General features: G+C 40.3%; 18 protein-coding genes. 15 read left to right on the top strand and 3 right to left on the bottom strand.

Annotated features, from left to right (window positions below):
- Positions 1-290: 290 nt before the first annotated feature.
- Complete coding sequence (locus DRF67_RS06900; RefSeq protein WP_115927568.1) at positions 291-1,013, top strand: metallophosphoesterase; 723 nt, start codon at positions 291-293, stop codon at positions 1,011-1,013.
- A gap of 168 nt (positions 1,014-1,181) precedes the next feature.
- On the opposite strand, the gene DRF67_RS06895 is transcribed toward DRF67_RS06900, so the two are convergent.
- The gene (locus tag DRF67_RS06895; RefSeq protein WP_123912713.1) at positions 1,182-1,664 is read right to left on the bottom strand and encodes a hypothetical protein; all 483 of its coding nucleotides are present in this window, start codon (positions 1,662-1,664) and stop codon (positions 1,182-1,184) included.
- 273 nt (positions 1,665-1,937) lie between these two features.
- Here DRF67_RS06895 and DRF67_RS21915 point away from each other — a divergent pair, with 273 nt between their 5' ends.
- The 4 genes from DRF67_RS21915 (at position 1,938) to DRF67_RS06880 (ending at position 6,895) form a co-directional block, all read left to right on the top strand.
- Entirely contained in the window at positions 1,938-2,072 is a 135-nt protein-coding gene (locus DRF67_RS21915; RefSeq protein WP_262511399.1) for a bacteriocin-like protein, read from the top strand.
- Positions 2,073-2,249: 177 nt separating this feature from the next.
- A complete protein-coding gene (locus DRF67_RS06890) occupies positions 2,250-4,001 on the top strand; it encodes an alkaline phosphatase D family protein (protein WP_115927566.1) in 1,752 nt (583 codons plus the stop codon).
- Positions 4,002-4,251: 250 nt separating this feature from the next.
- Positions 4,252-5,835, top strand: a complete 1,584-nt coding sequence (locus DRF67_RS06885; RefSeq protein ID WP_115927565.1) for a Na+/H+ antiporter — start codon at positions 4,252-4,254, stop codon at positions 5,833-5,835.
- A gap of 13 nt (positions 5,836-5,848) precedes the next feature.
- Positions 5,849-6,895: an MBL fold metallo-hydrolase gene (locus tag DRF67_RS06880; protein WP_115927564.1), complete on the top strand. Its 1,047-nt coding sequence runs from the start codon at positions 5,849-5,851 to the stop codon at positions 6,893-6,895.
- A 92-nt stretch (positions 6,896-6,987) separates the two neighbouring features.
- Here DRF67_RS06880 and DRF67_RS21770 read toward each other — a convergent pair whose 3' ends face one another.
- Positions 6,988-7,827, bottom strand: coding sequence for a DUF4822 domain-containing protein (locus DRF67_RS21770; RefSeq protein ID WP_228435754.1), 840 nt, complete (start codon positions 7,825-7,827; stop codon positions 6,988-6,990).
- 260 nt (positions 7,828-8,087) lie between these two features.
- On the opposite strand from DRF67_RS21770, the gene DRF67_RS06870 reads away from it, so the two are divergent.
- The 3 genes from DRF67_RS06870 to DRF67_RS06860 all read left to right on the top strand — a co-directional run bounded on the left by DRF67_RS06870 (position 8,088) and on the right by DRF67_RS06860 (position 10,328).
- A complete protein-coding gene (locus DRF67_RS06870) occupies positions 8,088-8,807 on the top strand; it encodes a DUF434 domain-containing protein (protein WP_115927563.1) in 720 nt (239 codons plus the stop codon).
- Positions 8,804-9,454: a hypothetical protein gene (locus DRF67_RS06865; protein WP_115927562.1), complete on the top strand. Its 651-nt coding sequence runs from the start codon at positions 8,804-8,806 to the stop codon at positions 9,452-9,454. The genes DRF67_RS06870 and DRF67_RS06865 overlap by 4 nt, the downstream gene beginning before the upstream one ends.
- 88 nt (positions 9,455-9,542) lie before the next feature.
- Positions 9,543-10,328: a TatD family hydrolase gene (locus DRF67_RS06860; protein WP_115927561.1), complete on the top strand. Its 786-nt coding sequence runs from the start codon at positions 9,543-9,545 to the stop codon at positions 10,326-10,328.
- A 79-nt stretch (positions 10,329-10,407) separates the two neighbouring features.
- Here the strand turns inward: DRF67_RS06860 and deoD are convergent, their stop codons facing one another.
- Positions 10,408-11,118, bottom strand: coding sequence for a purine-nucleoside phosphorylase (gene deoD / locus DRF67_RS06855; protein WP_115927560.1), 711 nt, complete (start codon positions 11,116-11,118; stop codon positions 10,408-10,410).
- A gap of 277 nt (positions 11,119-11,395) precedes the next feature.
- Here deoD and DRF67_RS06850 point away from each other — a divergent pair, with 277 nt between their 5' ends.
- The 7 genes from DRF67_RS06850 to DRF67_RS06820 all read left to right on the top strand — a co-directional run bounded on the left by DRF67_RS06850 (position 11,396) and on the right by DRF67_RS06820 (position 19,514).
- Positions 11,396-11,785: a VOC family protein gene (locus DRF67_RS06850; RefSeq protein WP_115927559.1), complete on the top strand. Its 390-nt coding sequence runs from the start codon at positions 11,396-11,398 to the stop codon at positions 11,783-11,785.
- A 170-nt stretch (positions 11,786-11,955) separates the two neighbouring features.
- Entirely contained in the window at positions 11,956-12,585 is a 630-nt protein-coding gene (locus DRF67_RS06845) for a hypothetical protein (protein ID WP_228435753.1), read from the top strand.
- Positions 12,586-12,599: 14 nt separating this feature from the next.
- Positions 12,600-13,733 (top strand): AAA family ATPase, encoded by a 1,134-nt coding sequence (locus DRF67_RS06840; RefSeq protein WP_115927558.1) that lies wholly within the window; start codon positions 12,600-12,602, stop codon positions 13,731-13,733.
- Positions 13,706-14,449 carry a hypothetical protein gene (locus DRF67_RS06835; RefSeq protein WP_115927557.1) on the top strand — a complete coding sequence of 248 codons (744 nt, stop codon included), beginning with the start codon at positions 13,706-13,708 and terminating at the stop codon, positions 14,447-14,449. Before DRF67_RS06840 ends, DRF67_RS06835 begins: the two co-directional genes overlap by 28 nt.
- Positions 14,440-16,815: a hypothetical protein gene (locus DRF67_RS06830; protein WP_115927556.1), complete on the top strand. Its 2,376-nt coding sequence runs from the start codon at positions 14,440-14,442 to the stop codon at positions 16,813-16,815. Before DRF67_RS06835 ends, DRF67_RS06830 begins: the two co-directional genes overlap by 10 nt.
- Positions 16,805-18,502 (top strand): APC family permease, encoded by a 1,698-nt coding sequence (locus DRF67_RS06825; protein WP_115927555.1) that lies wholly within the window; start codon positions 16,805-16,807, stop codon positions 18,500-18,502. Before DRF67_RS06830 ends, DRF67_RS06825 begins: the two co-directional genes overlap by 11 nt.
- Positions 18,495-19,514, top strand: coding sequence for a tetratricopeptide repeat protein (locus DRF67_RS06820; RefSeq protein WP_115927554.1), 1,020 nt, complete (start codon positions 18,495-18,497; stop codon positions 19,512-19,514). Before DRF67_RS06825 ends, DRF67_RS06820 begins: the two co-directional genes overlap by 8 nt.
- Positions 19,515-19,646 lie beyond the last annotated feature (132 nt).

Genomic DNA, 19,646 nt, shown 5'->3' with positions numbered 1-19,646 from the left:
ACTTTTCCAATTCATTTACTTACATCAATACTATGCTAGAATAAGAACTATTCAAAACAATATCAAACAAACTAATCTTAAAACAAACTTATGAAAAAGAAAAGTTCAACTTGGAAAACAGTATTCTGGATTGTAACAATCCTATGTATATTGCAATTTCTATTTATCAGACTTCCACAGATAAGAGAAACTCCTAATGTTACTGGAACTTATATTTTAGGTAGTTTAATACCTAATGGACTCATCATTTTAATATTCTGGTTCATTAAAAGAAAGTCTGAGAAATAGATATGGGAAGAATACTTATAACAACTGACAACCATGGGGCTTTAAAAGCTGTAAAGCAGGTTTTGGAAAGATGTAATTTCAATCCAAATAAAGACTTATTAATAAACTTAGGAGATGTAGTTGATAGAGGAACAGAAAGTGCTGAATTAGTACAATTCTACATAGAGCTTTCAGAAGAATGTCTTTATAAACCTTTATTCATTAAAGGCAACCATGATGATTACTGCCAGAAATGGTTAAAATCAGGAGAAATTAATATGGAATGGTTAATGAATGGAGGCACAGAAACTATTGATTCTTATATCAGAACAGGCTATTTGGATAGTGAAGTACATTTAGACTTCTTTAATGAAATGTTTGATTTCTATATTGACACTAAGAACAGGGGATGTGTTCATGCAGGGTTCACATCTCATAGTGGTCTAGGTCATGACAATCCTAATACATATTATTGGGATAGAACCTTATGGGAGCTAGCTCTTCTAAGTAATGAAAATAAAGAGCTTTCTAAAGAAATGAGGATATATGAATCTCATAAAGAAATATTTATAGGTCATACCCCAACACTTAATTGGGGTGAAACAGAGCCTATGAATAAATGTAATATTTGGAATCTAGATACTGGTGCAGGATTTGGAGGAAAGATCACAATTCTAGATGCTGCTAGTAAAGAATTTTGGCAGAGTGATACAGTTGAAGATTTGTATACTGATAACAGGCAGTAGTAAAGTTTAAGCTTAAAAGGTATCCATTTAGGTATCCATTCATTAAGGAAAATATGTAAAATGCTAAATATCAATATGAAATGTTATAAACCTCGAGCCCAGGTGGGACCACAATAAAAATCAACCGCTTACGTAACGTAAGCGGTTTTTTTGTGTTTTAAACTCTAATTATTCATGGGCAAAACCCCAGAAGACTTTTTCATCTGCCCCTGTATCGGTGCATGAAAAAGATTGGGTTAAAGTTGTATTGGTAATAATGATATTTTCTTTTTTAAAAAGGATACCCTGTAAATGAGTACCACAGGTTCTTTGATCATTTTGTTTTGTGGTATTTCCTAAAATAGCGAGAGCATGATCTACTCCGTAATCAGGATAAGAGAAATTCTCAATGGTATTTTTTTCCCATCTCAAAAAATAACAGGGTGGTGAAATTTTAATGCTACCCGATACCCTATACTCTTTTGAATTGATTCTTAATCCTGCCTGGCCATTATGGTCCGTCAGTTCTAATAAAATCCCATTAATTGTTGCCGTATCAGTAACCTTTGTAATTGTACTATTGGTAATACGCTCATGATTCTTCTTATCATCATTTTTACATGAAAGTGTAGCAAGAGATAATAGTAATACAAAAAATATGTGTTTCATCATATATTAAATTAATGTGCAAAATCAAATTTATTTTCCTTGGAAAGATAATCATAGCTTAGCTTGATGTTAACCATATAACAAATTAAGAAAATAATCGTTTTTGTACATTTTTAATTCGTGAAAGAACCTGATTATCATAATCAATCAGGAAAATGGGTGTTCTTCATTATTTTAAAAATCAATTATTTACAGTGATGTGGGTGGTTTTGTGTTTTTTAAATCTTTATGTTATTTTTTTTTATATTTGAGTACCTAACTTTCAAATGACTTGATATGAAAAATTTTAAAAAACTTACAAAAGAAACCTTAAAAACAATTAAGGGGGCGGCATCTGTCTGCTCAAAAGGATATTACTGGTGTGCAGCTGATGGCGGATGTATTCCGGAAACAAGAACTTGTTGTATATAACATTGTACAATGGTATCGTCTGAAGCAACCTCTCACGGGGTTGCTTTTCTTTTGATCATTTATCCCTGCACTAATTCCTATGCATAACATTAAACATCTGTTTAAAAATTCATAAAAAATAATTAAAACTCAGTTAACAGCCTTCCTCTGCAGATACCGTTGTTTTGTAAAAAAGTAATGATGGAAAATAACAACCCATTCAACAGAAGAAGGTTTTTAAAAAATGCACTATTAGCAGCCGGAGGAATTTTCATTGCTCCTTTAATTGAAAGCTGCAGCGATGATTTTACAGACAGTGGAAATGCTCCCGATGATCTTAAAAACGGAGGTTTTGAAACCGGAGTAGCCAGTTTTGATCCGGGTGCCACAGGAATCATTATCTGGACCAGATATTCTAAAGGGACAGATGCGGAAATTACCTGGGAGATCAGTAAGAACAGCAACTTTTCAGATGTGGTAAGAAGAGGGCAGGCGAACGCTACGATGGTCAATGACTTTACCATAGCGGTGGATATACAGAATATCTCTTCCAATACAAAATACTATTACCGATTCTATAACAGCAAAACCAAAGAAGTGAGTGTAACCGGGGAGACGCTTACACTGCCTTCAAAGGCGGATGCCGTAACTGAGGTGAAAATGGCCGTGGTGTCATGCTCCAACTTTCCTGCCGGGCTTTTTAATGTCTATGGGGCGATTGCACAGTCGGATGCAGATGTTGTGGTACACCTTGGTGACTACATCTACGAATATGCTCCGGGACAATATGGAACCAATCCGTACACCAACCAGCTTGGAAGAGCCCATCAGCCAGCTAAGGAAATTGTAAGCCTCAACGACTACAGGGAAAGGTACCGGCAGTATAGAGGCGACAAAAACCTTCAGCTTCTTCATCAGAAAAAACCGTTCATCTGTGTATGGGACGATCATGAATTTGCCAATGATGCCTATACATCGGGTGCTGAAAACCATCAGCCTGATGAAGGTGATTTCCAGGCAAGAAAAATGGCGGCTTTCCAGGCGTACAGCGAATACATTCCCCTGAAAACGGGGAAAGATCTGAGGATTTACAGAAGTTTCAGCTTCGGAAATATAGTGTCCCTTTACATGATGGATACGCGGGTAATTGCCAGAGACAAGCAAATGGAATATTCTGATTATCTGGATACTGCCGGAAATTTTGATCAGGTAAAATTTAAAACTGACTTTTTAAGCACAAACAGAAAACTGATCGGGAACGAACAGATGTCATGGCTGGGGTCTCAGATCAATGCTGATCCTGCAAAATGGAAAGTCCTGGGACAGCAGATTCTGATGACAAAAATGATGGTGCCCGCTGAGCTTCTGATGCTGCTGAACCAGATTCTGGCCGAAATAAAACAGCATGGAAGCGCACAGCCATCTACCATGATGGCCCTTCAGAATACCATTACCCAGCTGATTATCCTTAAGACAAGATACAATCAGCAGGATCCGACCCTTACCCCACAGGATATTGCGAGAATTAAAACCACCTTACCCTATAATTTAGATGCGTGGGATGGGTATTTCATGGAAAGAGAACAGTTGTATTCCATTCTAGCCGGGAAAAATGTAGTGGTACTGGCGGGCGATACCCACAATGCCTGGATGGGTAAGCTGCATGATGCCCAGGGAAAATTTATAGGAACTGAGCTGGCATGCAGCTCCGTATCTTCTCCGGGACTGGAAGGTTATCTGGGAATTACCTCCGATCCGGCCAAAGCCATAGAGCTGGCCAATGCATTTTCAATGCTGATCGATGATCTGGAGTATGCCAATCTGTATAAAAGAGGTTATCTGCATGTGAAGTTTACTTCCGGAAACTCTCAGGCAGAATGGAGATTTGTAGACAATATAACTTCCGAAACCTATACTACAATGACTGAAAAAACGTACACGATCTCATAGTTTCAACATCTATTTTATTTTCAATTGGTAGGAGCTGCAGTATAGTACTGTGGCTTCTTTTCTGTACTTATCTTCTTTTCTTATTTAAGATATTATCCGAAATACCAGATTTCTCCTGCTGTATAAACTTTACCCAAAAATTCACCAACCTTAACTTACTTTTATTTTCAGTTAGGCTAAAAAATGATACAAAATGTTGACTGATTCTCAAAATTTATATAATTTGGTTTAGAAATTAATTGAAAAACAAATGGTGGAAAATTTTATTTATTACTTAGGTTTAGTCCTGGTAATTATCGCTTCTATTATGCTGGCCAACCGCTTAAAGGTGGCATATCCTATTATACTGGTCATTGCAGGACTTCTGATCAGTTTTATTCCCGGCCTGCCGGCCATTAAGATCGATCCCGAGTTGATCTTTATTATTTTTCTGCCTCCGCTTTTATATGAAGCAGCTTTTGCCGTTTCGTGGAAAGAGATTTGGAAGCTTCGGCGCATCATTACGAGTTTTGCCTTTATAGTAGTATTTCTTACGGCTATAACAGTAGCGTTTGTTGCCAATTCGTTTATTCCCGGATTTTCATTGGCTTTGGGCTTTGTTCTGGGAGGAATTGTTTCCCCACCGGATGCGGTGAGTGCCGGCGCTATTTTAAAATTTGTAAAAGTACCCAGAAATGTATCTACCCTTTTGGAGGGAGAAAGCCTGTTTAATGATGCATCCTCGCTGATCATTTTCCGGTTTGCGATGGTAGCGGTAGCTACAGGACAGTTTATATGGCAGGATGCGGTGGTCAGTTTCGGATGGATGATTTTCGGTGGATTGGGAATCGGTGTTGCTTTGGCTTTTATCTTTCTGAAAATTGAGAAAATATTTCCAACAGATGTCAATATGGATGCGATCCTTAGCCTTGCAGCACCTTATGTCATGTATATTGCGGCTGAAGAAGTGCATGCTTCCGGAGTATTGGCGGTTGTAAGCGGTGGATTGTTTCTTTCTGTACGGCGGCATGAAATTTTCAGGACTTCAGAATCACGATTGAAAGGCTCCAACGTCTGGGAAAGCTTCGTATTCCTGATCAATGGGATTGTTTTTCTGTTGATCGGACTGGACCTTCCGGAGATTATGGTGGGTCTTGATAAGGAGGGGATAAGCCTGTCTGATGCAGTCACCTATGGGCTGATCATTACGGCAGTGCTTATTGCTATTCGTTTTCTGGCTTCCTTTGGGGCCCTGTTTACCACCCTGGTCATGCGGAACTTCATTAAAGTAGCCGACAGCAGCCCGGGAATGAAGGTTCCTGTTCTGATGGGATGGACGGGAATGCGCGGGGTAGTTTCTCTCGCCGCCGCACTTTCTATTCCGGTAGTGATGGAGAACGGACAGCCCTTTCCGCATCGTGACCTGATTCTCTTCATTACTTTTGTGGTCATTCTGGTCACTCTGATCCTTCAGGGACTGACATTGCCAGCCTTGATCAAAAAGCTGAGATTATCGGATTCCAACAGCGGAGGCTATATGTCTAAAGAAGAATCGGAACATTTTATTATTAAAGAAATACGCCGTGTAGCCCTAAATTACCTTAATAAAAATTATAAAGAAAGGAGAAGCGAGAATCTGTATTTCAATCAGATGCTCGACCGTTGGGAAAAAGAAGATAAAGAAGACTCTATCCATAAAATGTCTGATGAAGGGAAAGAAATTTACTTTGAGACCCTTGAGCAGCAACGCATATGGCTCCGGGAAGAGAACAGACGGAATATGAATATAGACGAAGAATATATAAGACATTATTTAACAAGGCTGGATCTCGAAGAAGAAAGGCTGAGAATGTAAAAAAAATAAGGGCATGAATTTAATGAAACAACTCGGACAGTTTCCCGATGAAAAAAGAAAGGAATACTTCGGGACACTTCCCAACTATCTTAACGGAAGATTTCAGAATATATTAAACACGCCGGCACTACTGGAAGGCGAAAGCATGACAAAAGCACTTCTTCACAGTTTGTGCAAGGTGGAAAACACCTCCCCGGGAGCTGCTCTTCCATTTGTGGTCACTGACCTTAAAAAACTTGACCCTGAAGAAAACGTACTGGTATGGTTCGGCCACAGCTCTTACTTTATACAGGTTGACGGCAAGAAGTTCCTGGTTGATCCTGTATTCAGTGGGAATGCTTCACCGATGCCCGGCTCTATAAAAGCTTTTCAGGGAGCCGATTATTACAAACCGGAACATATGCCGAATATCGATTTTCTGCTTATTTCCCACGACCACTGGGACCATCTGGATTACAAAACCGTACAGGCTTTAAAAGGCAAAGTTGGCAAAGTAATCTGTGGCCTCGGAACCGGACAGCATTTTGAATACTGGGGATGGGATATTGATACAATCATAGAAAAAAATTGGTGGGAAAGTATTGATATCGCAGAAGGATTCAGAATAACTCTTACACCGGCCAGACATTTTTCCGGCAGATTACTGAACCGTAATATTTCCCTCTGGACATCGTTTGTGCTGAAAACCCCTACGAAAAATCTGTTTCTGGGCGGCGACAGCGGCTATGGAAATCATTTCAGTGAAATAGGAAAGCAATATGGTCCGTTTGATCTGGCTGTTATGGAAAACGGGCAGTATAACGCAAAGTGGCCGTACATTCATACCCTTCCGGAACAGCTTATCGAAGAAATCACGGAACTCCGGGCTGAAAATTTTATTCCGGTCCACAATTCGAAATTCAAACTCGCTCAGCATGTCTGGTATGAACCGCTGGAACTGGCTTCCAAATATGCAGAAGAAAATAATATCGCTGTTACCCTCCCGATGATCGGTGAAAAAGTAGATCTGAACCAGCTTGGGCAGGTAACCTGGAAAAAATGGTGGACAGAACTGATGTAATCAACAGTTGGAAAACGATGTATTGATCTGTACTCAGATTGTGGATAAAAAACCTGCCCATCGGGCAGGTTTTAAACTATTATAAAATAGTACTACTGCGGTTCATGGTGAGCCGCTTTAGTATGGATGATATCATAAAACTCGGAAGGATTGGAGCTGTCAGGTGTGATTCTGTACGTGAATGTAGTTTCATTAAGCACCAAGATATCTACAACCCGCGTGAAGGTAGGAGTAACAAGAGTTCTTTTCTTACCATCCGGAGAAATCGACCACGTTCCCTCAGATCTTAACACGTCGTTCAGCCCAAAAATTCTGAAAGTTCCGTTGGCTTTGAAGTAGGAATAGCCTACGTATCCAGCTACACTCGCATCAGCAAGCGCTACCGTACTTCCGTTTTTATCCTTTGCCCCTGTAGTTTCCCATGGAGTGGAGGCCAGGATAATCTGTCCGTTGGCTGGCTCAGCGTGGGAGGTTCTGGTATGGATGATATCATAGTACACAGAAGGGTCATCTGTATTGGGATGTATTCTATAAGTAAATTCATCTTTATTTAAAACAAGAATTTCAACATCACGGGTGAAAATCGTGGTTCCATCAGGATTCAAAGCTGAAATGGTCCTTGTTTTTCCCTGTGCATCCACCGACCATTTTCCTCTTGATCTCAGGATATCATTCAGCCCGTAAATGGCAAAATTTCCATCAGCCCGGAAGTAGGCGAAGCCTACATATCCTGCTACACTTGCGTTGGTTAAGGATACATCATTTCCATTCTTATCCCTTGCCCCGGTAGTTTCCCATGGAGTGGATGACAAAACCTGTGAGGGAGTCTGCTGCCCGATGGTAATTTCGTCGTCATGATCAGAACATCCCACGAATGAGGCAGACAGAAGCAGGGCTGCTGAAAGATAACATAATGTTTTCAGTGTATTCATAAAGTTTGTTTTTAAGTCTTTGCAAACTTATTTCTAATAAATGCTAAAATTTTGTATGAAATATCTTTTTTGTTGTAGATAATATAACAGATGATACCTTCCTATGAACAGGATATATTTTTTACACTGGATAAGAGCTGGCGGCCGGCTTTTATTTTTCGGGCATAAAAAAAGATGTTCTCCGCCCATACATTTCTAGGAAAAAAAATAATGTTCATTGCAAGGGATAAGCTTTCGCCATAAAAATTTTATTTTTGGGTATGAATAACAGAAACCGCGGAAAAAATACAGGTGATGATACGCTTTTCGGTTCGGAAAAGCAGATCAGTAAACTGAAGCGTGCCGTTCAGGATATGCAGTATCTGCTAACAAGAGAATATCCGGAAAAAGCAGCATCCGAACTTGCAGGTAACCGGTATCGGCTGAAGACCCGCCAATTACATGCTGTCCGGGGAGCCTCGGCATCACGATTACAGGTTGATAACAGAAAATCAAAAGAACTTCAAATATCGGATTTAAAGGACAAGACCTTGTATCTTGACGGGTTTAACGTGGTAATCCTTCTCGAAAGTATGCTTTCAGGAGCCTATATTTTTGAAGGGGTAGATGGCTGTTTCCGTGACCTGTCAGAAGTGCATGGAAGTTACAAAAGAGTTAATCAGACAGCGAAAGCGGTAGACCTTGTGGCGTCCTTTTTTCAGAAGAGCCACCTTTATAAGCTGGTCTGGATTTTTGATCAGCCGGTCTCCAACAGTGGCCGGATCAAACAGACTGTTATGGATTTTGCAGAAGAACATCAATTCAACTGGGAAGCAGAATTGCAATACAACCCTGATAAGTTTCTGGCAGAAAGCTCAGAAATTGTTGTTTCTTCAGATGCCTGGATTCTGGATCACTGTAAAGAATGGTTTAATCTTGCAGGCTACCTGATGAAAGAAGAAAGCCTTTCCGTTAACCTGATCACCATAGTATCACGATGAGCCTGTTCAAAAAATATATTCCCCTGCTTTCGCTTTCCTGGAAAGAGCGATACCATACAATTCTCGCAGACGAACATTTGGTACATCTTGAGCAGAATATCCACAAATTCACAGCAAATACTTTGGACTGGACGCTTCCATACTTCAGTGAAGAAATAGAAATCAACAGGCAGGAAAGCTTTGAAAAATTTTTGACCATTGTTGAAAGCGGCCATTCTGATGAGGTCAATGCCCGGCTTCTGGAAGCTATTCCGTTCGAACACTGGCTGAATATTTTGGGACAAAGAATTACCTCTGCGAGCATCCGGGATGAAAAGGCAGTTCCACCGTTGAAAAACATTTTGCTTAAAGCCTGCAGTGAACCTTTTAATCATGAAATAACCATAGCACAGCGCGCATGGGAGAAGCATACCGGAAGAATAGATGATGGTTTTTGGGGTGAAATCAGAGGAAACAATCAACAGAAACAGGAAATTATCATGGCAAAAATAGCGGATATTCTAGACCGCAGGACCTGGTGGAACGTTTTCTTTCACTATAAACACGAATTGGTTTTTGAAGTCAGGGAAAAAGAAGGACATGGGATCCGCTGGAGCCACGGTGGAACACAACTGATCGGTTTCCTTGAAAAATTTATCAATGAATAATGTAATGGTACGTAGAAACATTGCGCAGCAACAGTATTATTTTGCAATTATTAATGTAATATAACCATAACAAACCAAACTAACAGAAATGAATACATACATTGATATTGGCATTAATCTGACCAATAAACAGTTCTACAATGAACACGAAGAAATTATTAACCGCGCTATGGACAATGGCGTAGACTGTATGATACTTACAGGAACGAGCGTTCGCGGAAGTCAAGAATCGGCAGAGATTGCAAAAGAATATCCTGAGATATTATTTTCTACAGCAGGAATTCATCCGCATGAGGCAAAATCATTCAACGGGGAAAGTATTCATCAGCTGAGAATGCTGTTGCAAGAGGATCATGTCATCTCAGTGGGAGAGTGCGGACTGGATTTTGACCGTGATTTTTCGCCAAGACCGATTCAGGAAAAATGTTATAAGGCTCAGCTAGAATTATCAATTGAGGTCAATAAACCCCTTTTCCTTCATGAAAGGTCAGCCTTTACGAGATTCAATGAACTCACCGACGACTACCTTCCAAGATTGCCAAAAGCTGTAGTACACTGTTTCACGGGAACACTGCATGAAGCCAGAATATACCTGGACAAAGGATTTTATCTTGGATTTACCGGAGCCATCAGTGATGGAAAAAGATTCAAACATCTGGAAGAGGTGATCCGGTATATTCCGCTGGACAGAATGATGATAGAAACTGATGCGCCATATATGCTTCCTAAGAATATGCCGGGAATGAAGCACAGACGGAATGAACCTGCCTTTCTGCCTTATGTGGCACAGACCATTGCCCATCTGAAGAAGATCAGCATTTCTGAAGTTGCAGAGGAAACCTCCACCACGGCAAGGCAGTTTTTCAGACTATAAAAAAGAGCTCTACTGATCCAGTAAAGCTCTTTTTAGTTATAGGGCTGAAAGGTTACAGGCAAGGTGCCTTTGCCTTTCGTTATAAACTCTTTATTGCTGATTCCAAAGCCAGTTCCATCATTGGTTTCAAGGCTGTTTCTCTTTCATCAGCAGAAATTTTTTCATGAGTCGGAATAATATCGGTTACCGTTAAAATCGTAGCCGCATTTTTACCTAAGTGCTGAGCATTGGCGAACAATCCAAAAGCTTCCATTTCTACTGCCGGACAGTTGTATTTCGTAGCAATCTCAGGGGTATTCGGATCTTTCCGGTAAAAAATATCACTGCTGTGGATGTTGATTGCTTTTGCATCCAACGATAATTCTTTAGACGTTTCATTGATCGTACTGAAAATATTGCCCTGGTGAGAAAGGATTTCATCCTCTATTCCCCATGCATACTTTGCGTATGTACTTTCACTGGCTGCCTTTTCAATATTTAAAATATCAAAAAGCTTAAGATCCGTATTGTAGGCACCACAAGTTCCTATTCTGATGATGGTATCTACTTCATATTCCGTAAATAACTCAAAAGAATAGATTCCTATGCTTGGAAAACCCATTCCGCTGGCTCCTACAGTAATTTCTTTACCTTTATACAGACCTGTGTAATAAAAAATACCTCTGGTTTTGCTTACCAGCCTGGCATTTTCCAAATAATTCTCAGCAATATACTGTGCACGAAGCGGATCCCCCGGCTGCAATACTACTTTAGCAATTTCTCCTTTTTTTGCACTGATGTGAATACTCATAATGTAATTTTGAATGGCAAAGATAACAACTTTTAGATTGTCGCTGCTATTGCAGAAAGGCAAATGGTGAATCCATCTTTACGAAAGACTGTCTTATAAAATGTTCTGAATAAATAGCTTAAATATATTATTTTACCAGGTATCCTGAAGATATGATATTTTAAACCGTAAACAAAATGTTGCAAATACAGAACAAGAATAGCATAACAGGGAGCAGACAAACCAATACTAAGCATCTTATTTTTACAGAATTAATTTTTTTTTAAAATAATAAAAAATGAAAATCGAACACATTGCCATTTGGGTAAAAGACCTTGAAAAAACGAGAGAATTTTATCAAAGGTACTTTGGAGCGGTGTCCAACGAAAAATACCATAATCCCAGTAAAAATTTCCAATCCTATTTCTTAAGCTTTGATAATGGATGCCGGCTTGAAATCATGACCAGACCCGATATCAAAGAAAGCAGGAACTCGTATGAATCCCAACAGTACGGAATTATTCACCTGGCATTTTCTGTGGAAAACAAAGAAAAAGTAGATGAGCTTACCGAAATTTTAAGAAGAAACGGATACACCATAGCCGGAGAACCCCGTACAACCGGTGATGGATATTATGAAAGCGTTATCCTGGATCCTGAAAATAATATCATTGAAATAGTTGCCTAGCCCATTATGCCCATGTCAGTTTTAAAGCTTAACAAGGATATAGACAAAATTCACGTCACTGTTATCATCTACTGATCAAATTTCATCGATACTGGCAAAGGAGCCCAGATTTAACATGAATCCTTTTCTCAAAAGTTTTGTTGTCAATGAAATAGTTTTAATTTTGTTAGATGACGGAAATCAGATCACCATTTTTAGATACGATTTTTCTGCTCAGGAAAAATGAATGCATCACCCTTTTTTCAGACTTACAGGAAATTTCCCCAGAAGAAGAATCCGAAGCCGCAGATTATTTTGAGGCAGAGTTTGAAAAAGAAAGGCTTGAATTTTTATCCGGGCAGCTACCCTGTGACCGGCCATCAGCAGTATGGGCGGCAAAAGTTCTGTACCACAGTGCACAGCTCCATATGATAAGAACAGATACCGAAAAGAAGATCAAAAACCTCATTCCGGCATTTACAGGAGTACGGAATGTTTCCTCATTACTGTCTGCTGATCTTTCACTACGGTTTCTGCCTCAGGTCCTTGTTGCGTTAAGTACAACCGATCCGGACGACCCTCTGGTTAAAATACTTGAAGATATACTCACAGAATTTCACTATTCAGCAGTGGGATATGATCTGGATCTGCAAAGGGTGAATTGGGAAGAAGAGCTGAAAGACCGAACGTACCGCAAACTGTATCTGGAAAGAATTGTACAGGAGAAAGATGGGAAGCTGGCTGAAATTCCGTTGATCAATAGCCTGCTTAAGGCAGAATTCGGGATGCATAAAGATGCATTCTGGAAAGAATTAAAATAATAACGAAGAAATCCATGACTCAGAATATCGATACACTCAATACGGTTCTCACCTATGTAAAAGACACTTTCGTAGGCAAAAATGATGTGGTAGATCTGCTCGGAATATGTCTCCTGGCCAGAGAAAATGCCTTTTTATATGGCCCTCCGGGTACTGCAAAGTCAGCCATTGTACGGACTTTGTCAAAGACCGTTAAAGACGGAAAGAATTTTGAATACCTGCTCACCCGTTTTACAGAGCCAAATGAAATTTTTGGTCCTTTTGATATCAGAAAATTAAAAGAAGGTGAGCTTCTTACCAATACAGAGGGAATGATGCCGGAAGCTTCTATGGTTTTTCTGGATGAGATCTTCAATGCAAATTCTGCCATTCTGAATTCGCTGCTGACGGCCCTCAACGAAAAAATATTCAAAAGAGGAAAAGAAACCAAACGTCTTCCGGCTCTTATGTTTGTGGGAGCCAGTAATGTTCTCCCTGAGGATGAGGCGCTGCATGCGTTGTTTGACCGTTTTCTGGTACGGATCAATGTAGATTACGTACAACCGGAATTACTTCAGCAGGTATTGCTTGCCGGAAGAAAACTAGAGACTGAAGACGAAACCGGAATTCCGGAAATTCATGCCGAGGAAATCAGGATGCTTCAGAATCTTTGCAGAACGGTGAATCTTAAACCGATCTATGAAGTCTATCTCAATACCATTATGAGCCTGAGAAACACAGGGATTGCCATTTCAGACCGCAGAGCAGTAAAGCTTCAGAATCTTATTGCGGCAAGTGCCCTGATATGTGGACGAACGGAAGCCGTTCTTTCAGATCTTTGGGTGCTGAAGCATATCTGGGATACTGAAGAGCAGATAGAAATTCTGGAAGGGATCGTCAACAGAACTATAGAAAAAGATGACCATCCCCAATCCCATCCACAGGCGATGCAAAATAAAACGCCTGATCCTGAAGAAGTGATGAAGGACGTGATGATCCTGGTTGAAAAATGGAACGGAGGTCTGCTGAGCTTTGAAGAGCAGAATGTGATTAAAGATAAATTACGCTATCTTCAGACCCGTTGTGACTGGATCAGAAATCCGGAACAGAAACAGTATATTCAGCAAGAAATTGAAAGCTTATGGCAGAAGATCCTTCAAAGCATATAAAGGAATTTTGGGCGGAAATTCCGCGGGCCAATGAAGACTTTCTGGGCTCAATACGGGACTGGAAGAATGTTCATTTGGCTATAGATGAAGAGACAATCTGGCTGAAAGGCTTTACCATAGAGCAGGCCGGATCCCCGGAGACCCATCAGCTGCCGGATTTTATCATGTATGAGCTTCGTGAAGAGCTTTTATTTAAAAAAGATGCATTGGTTCCGACAAAAAAAATGAGAACCGCATTGCTTTGGAGGGCTATCGATACTGCTTTGCGCCTTAGTTTTCCGGCTTCCAACCAAAATTATTTCGGGATCAGCGAACAGGTACAGATCAGACTGAAGGAAAGCAATGAAGAACAGCCGGTCATCGCTCTGCTGAGCAGACTGGACAATATTAAAGAAAGTATGGCTGCCATAGCCACATTCAAGCTTGAAAGAATCAAATGGACGGTTATTGATGACAATGCGCTTTTTCTCGGAATTCCTCTTTTGAGTTTTCCGGGAAAAACATACTGGACCAAAAACGGTCATCTGTTGCCAGCCGGTTTTGATTTTGAATTTAAAAATCTGAGCACATTTCTGCAGCAGAAATATAATAATGAAGAGGACGGATGGTTATTATGGGATGAAAACGGGAATTATCTTGCCCTGAAAGAAAATGATTTCCGGCCCCTGTCGTTAAGTTCATTCCGTCTTACAGAAAAATCAAAAGAATGGAGCTAAAGGCCTATTTCCAGTCCTACGAGAATTACTTCTGGGAATGGAAAACTGATGAAGATGTTCCCGGGGATTCCGGATATCACGACCATAATCTCATCTCGGTGCCAGGAGTGGGGCCTATTGCTTATCGCCATTATGTGATGGAAATTCTGAAAGAACTTCAACCGCAGGGCTGGCCTCCGTTTGGGGCTTTGCTTATGATTTTGTATGCTATGCAGGACGGATATGTTGATTTTGCAGGACCTTTGAGACGTACTGCAGATTTTTACAGCATGGGGAATTTTGAGTTCAATGCAGAAAAAGAAATCGAATTTCTTGAGAAAATAAAAGCATTGCCTGCAGTGTACAAGCAAAAGCAGAATAGAATTGTACTTCTGCAGACCCTTTTTAAGCACGCGCATTACAGGATATCTCCCGGTTCTGCCGCGCTGAATTTAAAAATATATTCTAAAAGGCCTCAGGAGCTGTCTGCCAGTGCTGAAAAACAACATGCCGGGCCATCCATATTGAACAGAGATCTGAATGCTTTGGATCTGAATGAAGCCTTTCCCACCGTTCAGTCTATTGCTGAGGCAATGAAAGGCTTTATTGAGCCTGAGCTGGATGATGAGGTTGGGCAGCAGGAAACAACCACGGAAACAGATAAAAACTTTATCAAAGAGCTTACAGAAGACCCGAAAACATTCCAGGTAGGGAGTCTTGTCAAGAGAATCTGGAGCGGTCTGAAAATCCCGATGCGCCACCTTTCTCCGGGACAACAACCTATCGGCGGAATTTCGGATATGACCAACAAAGGGGATTTTAACAGGATGCTCCTTTCAGAATTTGCCCATGAAGATGAGGTGTTTATGAATCGTGTAGCCAATAATGAAGCCTTATATATCCAGAGAGAAATACCACCTGAAGAAAATATTTTCGAAAGAGTAATTCTTATTGATACTTCGCTCAGAAACTGGGGAACGCCAAAAGTGCTGGCTTTTGCGTCAGCCATTGCGGTCATCAAGCATCCGAAAGCCCATTCTGAGTGTAAGGTTTTTGCGCTCGGTCAGACAGTAATTCCTATTTCGTTGGATCACTTGGAGGGTGTGATTGAAAATCTTAATCAGGTAAGCCCCGTCCTGGAAGTCTCAGAAGCGCTCGACCGCTTTTTTGAGAAGCAGCATACTGAAAAGGATATTGAAGTCTTCTTCATTACCCATCAGGAAAATATGATGGATGAAAAAGTGCAGCGCATCGTTCATCAGAACAGAGACCGCCTTAAATTTTTGGTGACGACCAGTTCAGATGGTGAAATTAATTTTTACAAGCATCACAAAGGAGCCCGAAAACATATTCAAAAGATAAAGCTTCCATTGCAGGAACTTTGGGCGCACCCGCCACGGCAAAAGCATTCTGCAGGCGACAGCAACGCAAGGAGAACAGATCTTCCCCAGAACTATCCGATCTTATTTCCGGCACCCATCAATAAAATGGCTCAGTTTCTTTATGAAGGAGAATTTTTCATTCTAAGCTCAAAAAAACAGCTGCTGAAAACCTATCTGTCTGACAATTACTATGACAGACATTCTTACGATTATTACAAAACATATCACGGCTGTGAAGTTCTATTTGAGAATATCTCAGTTAAACCCAGGGGGCAGTTTGCACTGGCTAAGAACAGGCAGCAACATTTTATACTGTGTCAGTATCAGCCGGATAAAAAACTTATTTCAAAACTGAACCTTAATACCAAAGAATATTCTGAACAGAACCTTACGGGAATGAATATCCCTTCTTCCTATGAACTGATTTATTTTGGTAAGAGCTTCTATCTGCATCATCCGGAAAATCCTGCTTACTATAAAATAAATATCGATGGAAACATTTCCCTTGAGGCGATCACAGGTAAAGACAAGACTATTGAAAAAAACAATACCAAGGCAGAAGCCGAGGTAGCCAAGCTGAACGGGAGCGGATTGAGGATCATCAACAACTTTCATACAATCGGAATCAACGGGTATGAGAATCTTGTTATTTCCGGAAATGAATTGTACAGTGCCTCGGAAAATACACTTACCTTCTCGAAAAACAAATTTGATCTTAAAATTTTTGCGGAGCAGCATAAGAATAAATTTACCTTTCCCGATGGCAGTGAGATCATTACAGATCACCGGGGAATGCTCATCTTCAGAAGCAGCAATAAAGGCATAGAAGAGTTTTTTATTCCTTCCACTGCCAGCGGCTTTCTGTCACTGTCTACCCATACTGAATTTGGCGGATCAGAATATTACCTTCCCGAACATGCGCTATTGAAAGTGAAAACGATGGATGAGATGTGCGAACGGTTTTTAAAAGCTTTTATTGAACAGATCTTGAATTATGGAGCTTAGAATCAAACCTTTTCCGAAAAATAACTATCCTAAAAAAGGACTTTTGATCAAAGGTTCTTCACCAGTGGTATGGCTTCAGGAAATAGAACTCCTGGACATCAGTCTCCGCCAGGTGAAAGCTTATGCGATCCCATCAGATCTGCCGAATGTATTGTACGGATGTTTTCTGATCTTTGACAATAGACTGCCGCAGGAAATTGGTAGAAATGCCTTCTTTCAGGAAGTGGACGATAAACTTTTTATTCCCGAAAACACTACTTTTTATCCCAGGATAAATCCTGAAGACTGGCAACGGCTGGAAGCTGATTTCCTGATTATGCATCCCGAATTCGGCATGGTAAAACTTTCTGAGCAGATCGACTGGAGTGCCCTGATTATGGAACCAGGTACAATAAAAGCAACCGTCAGAAAACCTTTGAATGGTGTTCAGATACCCAGGAAAATAGAGCGTTATACCGTAGAGATGGATGACGATAAGGTCCTGGAAGCATTACAGCCTCCGAAAAGTGAAGAAGAATGGATGAACAGCCTACCGTTTGATCTTAAAAAAGTGATGGCCGGTAACAAAAAAGAAATCGAAAAATACCTTAATTATATTGAAAAATATCCTGAAAGAGCCATAGACCTAGGTGTTCCCCTAGACATTTTAGGGACATCAAGGGGAGACGGGTTTGCAAAGTTTACCTGGCTTGAAGGTCTCTTTGGCAACAATTCCAAAGACCAACCGGAAAGTGCCGGTACAAAAAATTTCCGAAGGGTTTTCTGGAGTGTTATTGTCATAGCGATTGTTCTTAAGATCGTGCTTCCATCAGATAAAAGCAATACAGAACAGGGACAGACCGGACCTTCTTCGGGAACTATTGTAACGGATGCCGTAAAAGCTCCGGCAGACATGATTGCTTTTCAGTCCGGAACTTCTGAAATAGACCGGAAGATTGATTCTTTATACCATCAGCAGAGAAAGGGGCTGGGCAATGAATTGCTTAACGCAGGGCTGATGGAATCCCGAAGTGAAAAGGATAAGGAAGATTATAAAAAATCGGGCGGAAGAAATGTAAATGAAATAGGGAAGGATCTGGTAAAGCTGGGGAACAGAGAAAAAAACAGCAGAGATTCTCTTAAAATAATTTATACTCAAAAAATTACAAAGTACCTTGTCCAGGGAACAGAAAAGCTGAAACGTAAAATTTCGGACTCGCTGAAGCAGTATACCCAGGGAAAAGCCGTCAACGGGGAGGTTATCAGATATATTCTGAAGAAAAAACAGGCGCTGGTGGCTGATTCATTGGGGCGACTGTACGGAACGATAGATTTAGCAGACCCTGCTTCTGCATCTGCTCAGAAATCGAAAGTAAAAGCTGTTGAAAATAATGGAAGTCAGCTGCAAAAGGAAACTCCGGTTTCAGATATTTTGTATCTTGTTATATTGATGATTGCTGCGGTAGGATTGTATTCCTTCATTTTTAAAAGGAAATCATTGAGTATCGGAGGTGACAGCGTTCCCGGTTGGATCAAGCTTGTTCTGATCGTGATCCTAGTGGCCATGCTTGTATACCTGTTTTATCCATTGGTAAAAATGTTCGGATACAACTGGTTTGTGTGGGCCCTGGTCGTCGTGGTCGTATTGCTCCTCTACCGTCTCTTCAGAGAGGATAAAACCATTTTAAACTCAGAAGACGATGAATAAGCAGAAATTTATAGACAAATTTATAGCCGCTTTTGTATTGCTGGCTATGTTTAAGATCATAGGAATCGTTGCTCAGTTGTTCCATGAAAGCTTCTGGAGTGTGGTGGGAACATTGGTTATTTTTTTAATCGTTGCCTTTATCATTCTGATGGTAATCACTTCTCTGAAGGACAAAGAACGCAACAGCAACCGCTCCGGAAGGAAAGGTTCCGGTGGTGGGAATTTTTATCTCGAATCTTCATTATTTGACAGGATACGCAGCAAATATGAAGCACTAGCCGAAAAATACATTGATGAAAAAGAGTATAAAAAAGCAGCGAGGGTCTATATGAATCTGCTTCAGGATAACTATAGGGGAGCAAAAACATTGGAAAACGGAGGGTTCTATAATGAAGCCGCAGCAGTATATCTTAAAAAGCTCAAAAATAAATCTGATGCGGCCGTATGTTATGAAAAAGCGAAGCAGTATAAAAAGGCAATCGACCTTTACAAAGAAATGGAGCAGAAAGAAAAAGTAGGGGATCTGTATAAAGAGATCCACGATATAGGAAATGCACATCATTATTACCAGATCGTTGCCGATGACTATGTAGCCAACAACCAGATGGTAAAAGCTTCTTTGGTGTACCGGAAAAAAATGGAAAAAACAGAAGCTGCTCAAAAAATATTGCTGAAAGGATGGGAAGATGATAAAGATTCATTCAATTGCCTTAATAATTATTTTGCCAATATTGTTGAGGTTAAAGAGCTCGAAACACAAATCAGAAGCCTCTATGAAAAAACACCGGAGTATAAAAAAATGATCTATCTGGAAGCGATGAAACATGAGTTCAGAAAAGATCCTGAACTGCAGGCTGCGACCAGAAGTATTGCCTATGAAATTATTGCGGAGAAGGTAGGTTCTCGCTCCGAGATTGTGAATGAACTGAAACACTTTAATCCTGACGATGGGGTGATTCTTAAAGATATTTCCAGATTTAAAACGTCCCGAAATAAGATGTTCAGAAATTAATATAATCAGATTGAAGAAAAAATTGAAGAGGAAGTTCCTGAGCAAAGAAATAATCTGAGTTTCATCAAATCAATGGTAATTGGTCCCCATAAAAGAATCAGTTTGGAATACAACTTGGCAATAAAAAAAAGC

It is taken from the genome of Chryseobacterium pennipullorum, from assembly GCF_003384725.1.
Classification (GTDB): domain Bacteria; phylum Bacteroidota; class Bacteroidia; order Flavobacteriales; family Weeksellaceae; genus Chryseobacterium; species Chryseobacterium pennipullorum.
The sequence above is the reverse complement of the archived record's forward strand: the minus strand, read 5'-3'. Positions and strand labels throughout refer to the sequence as shown.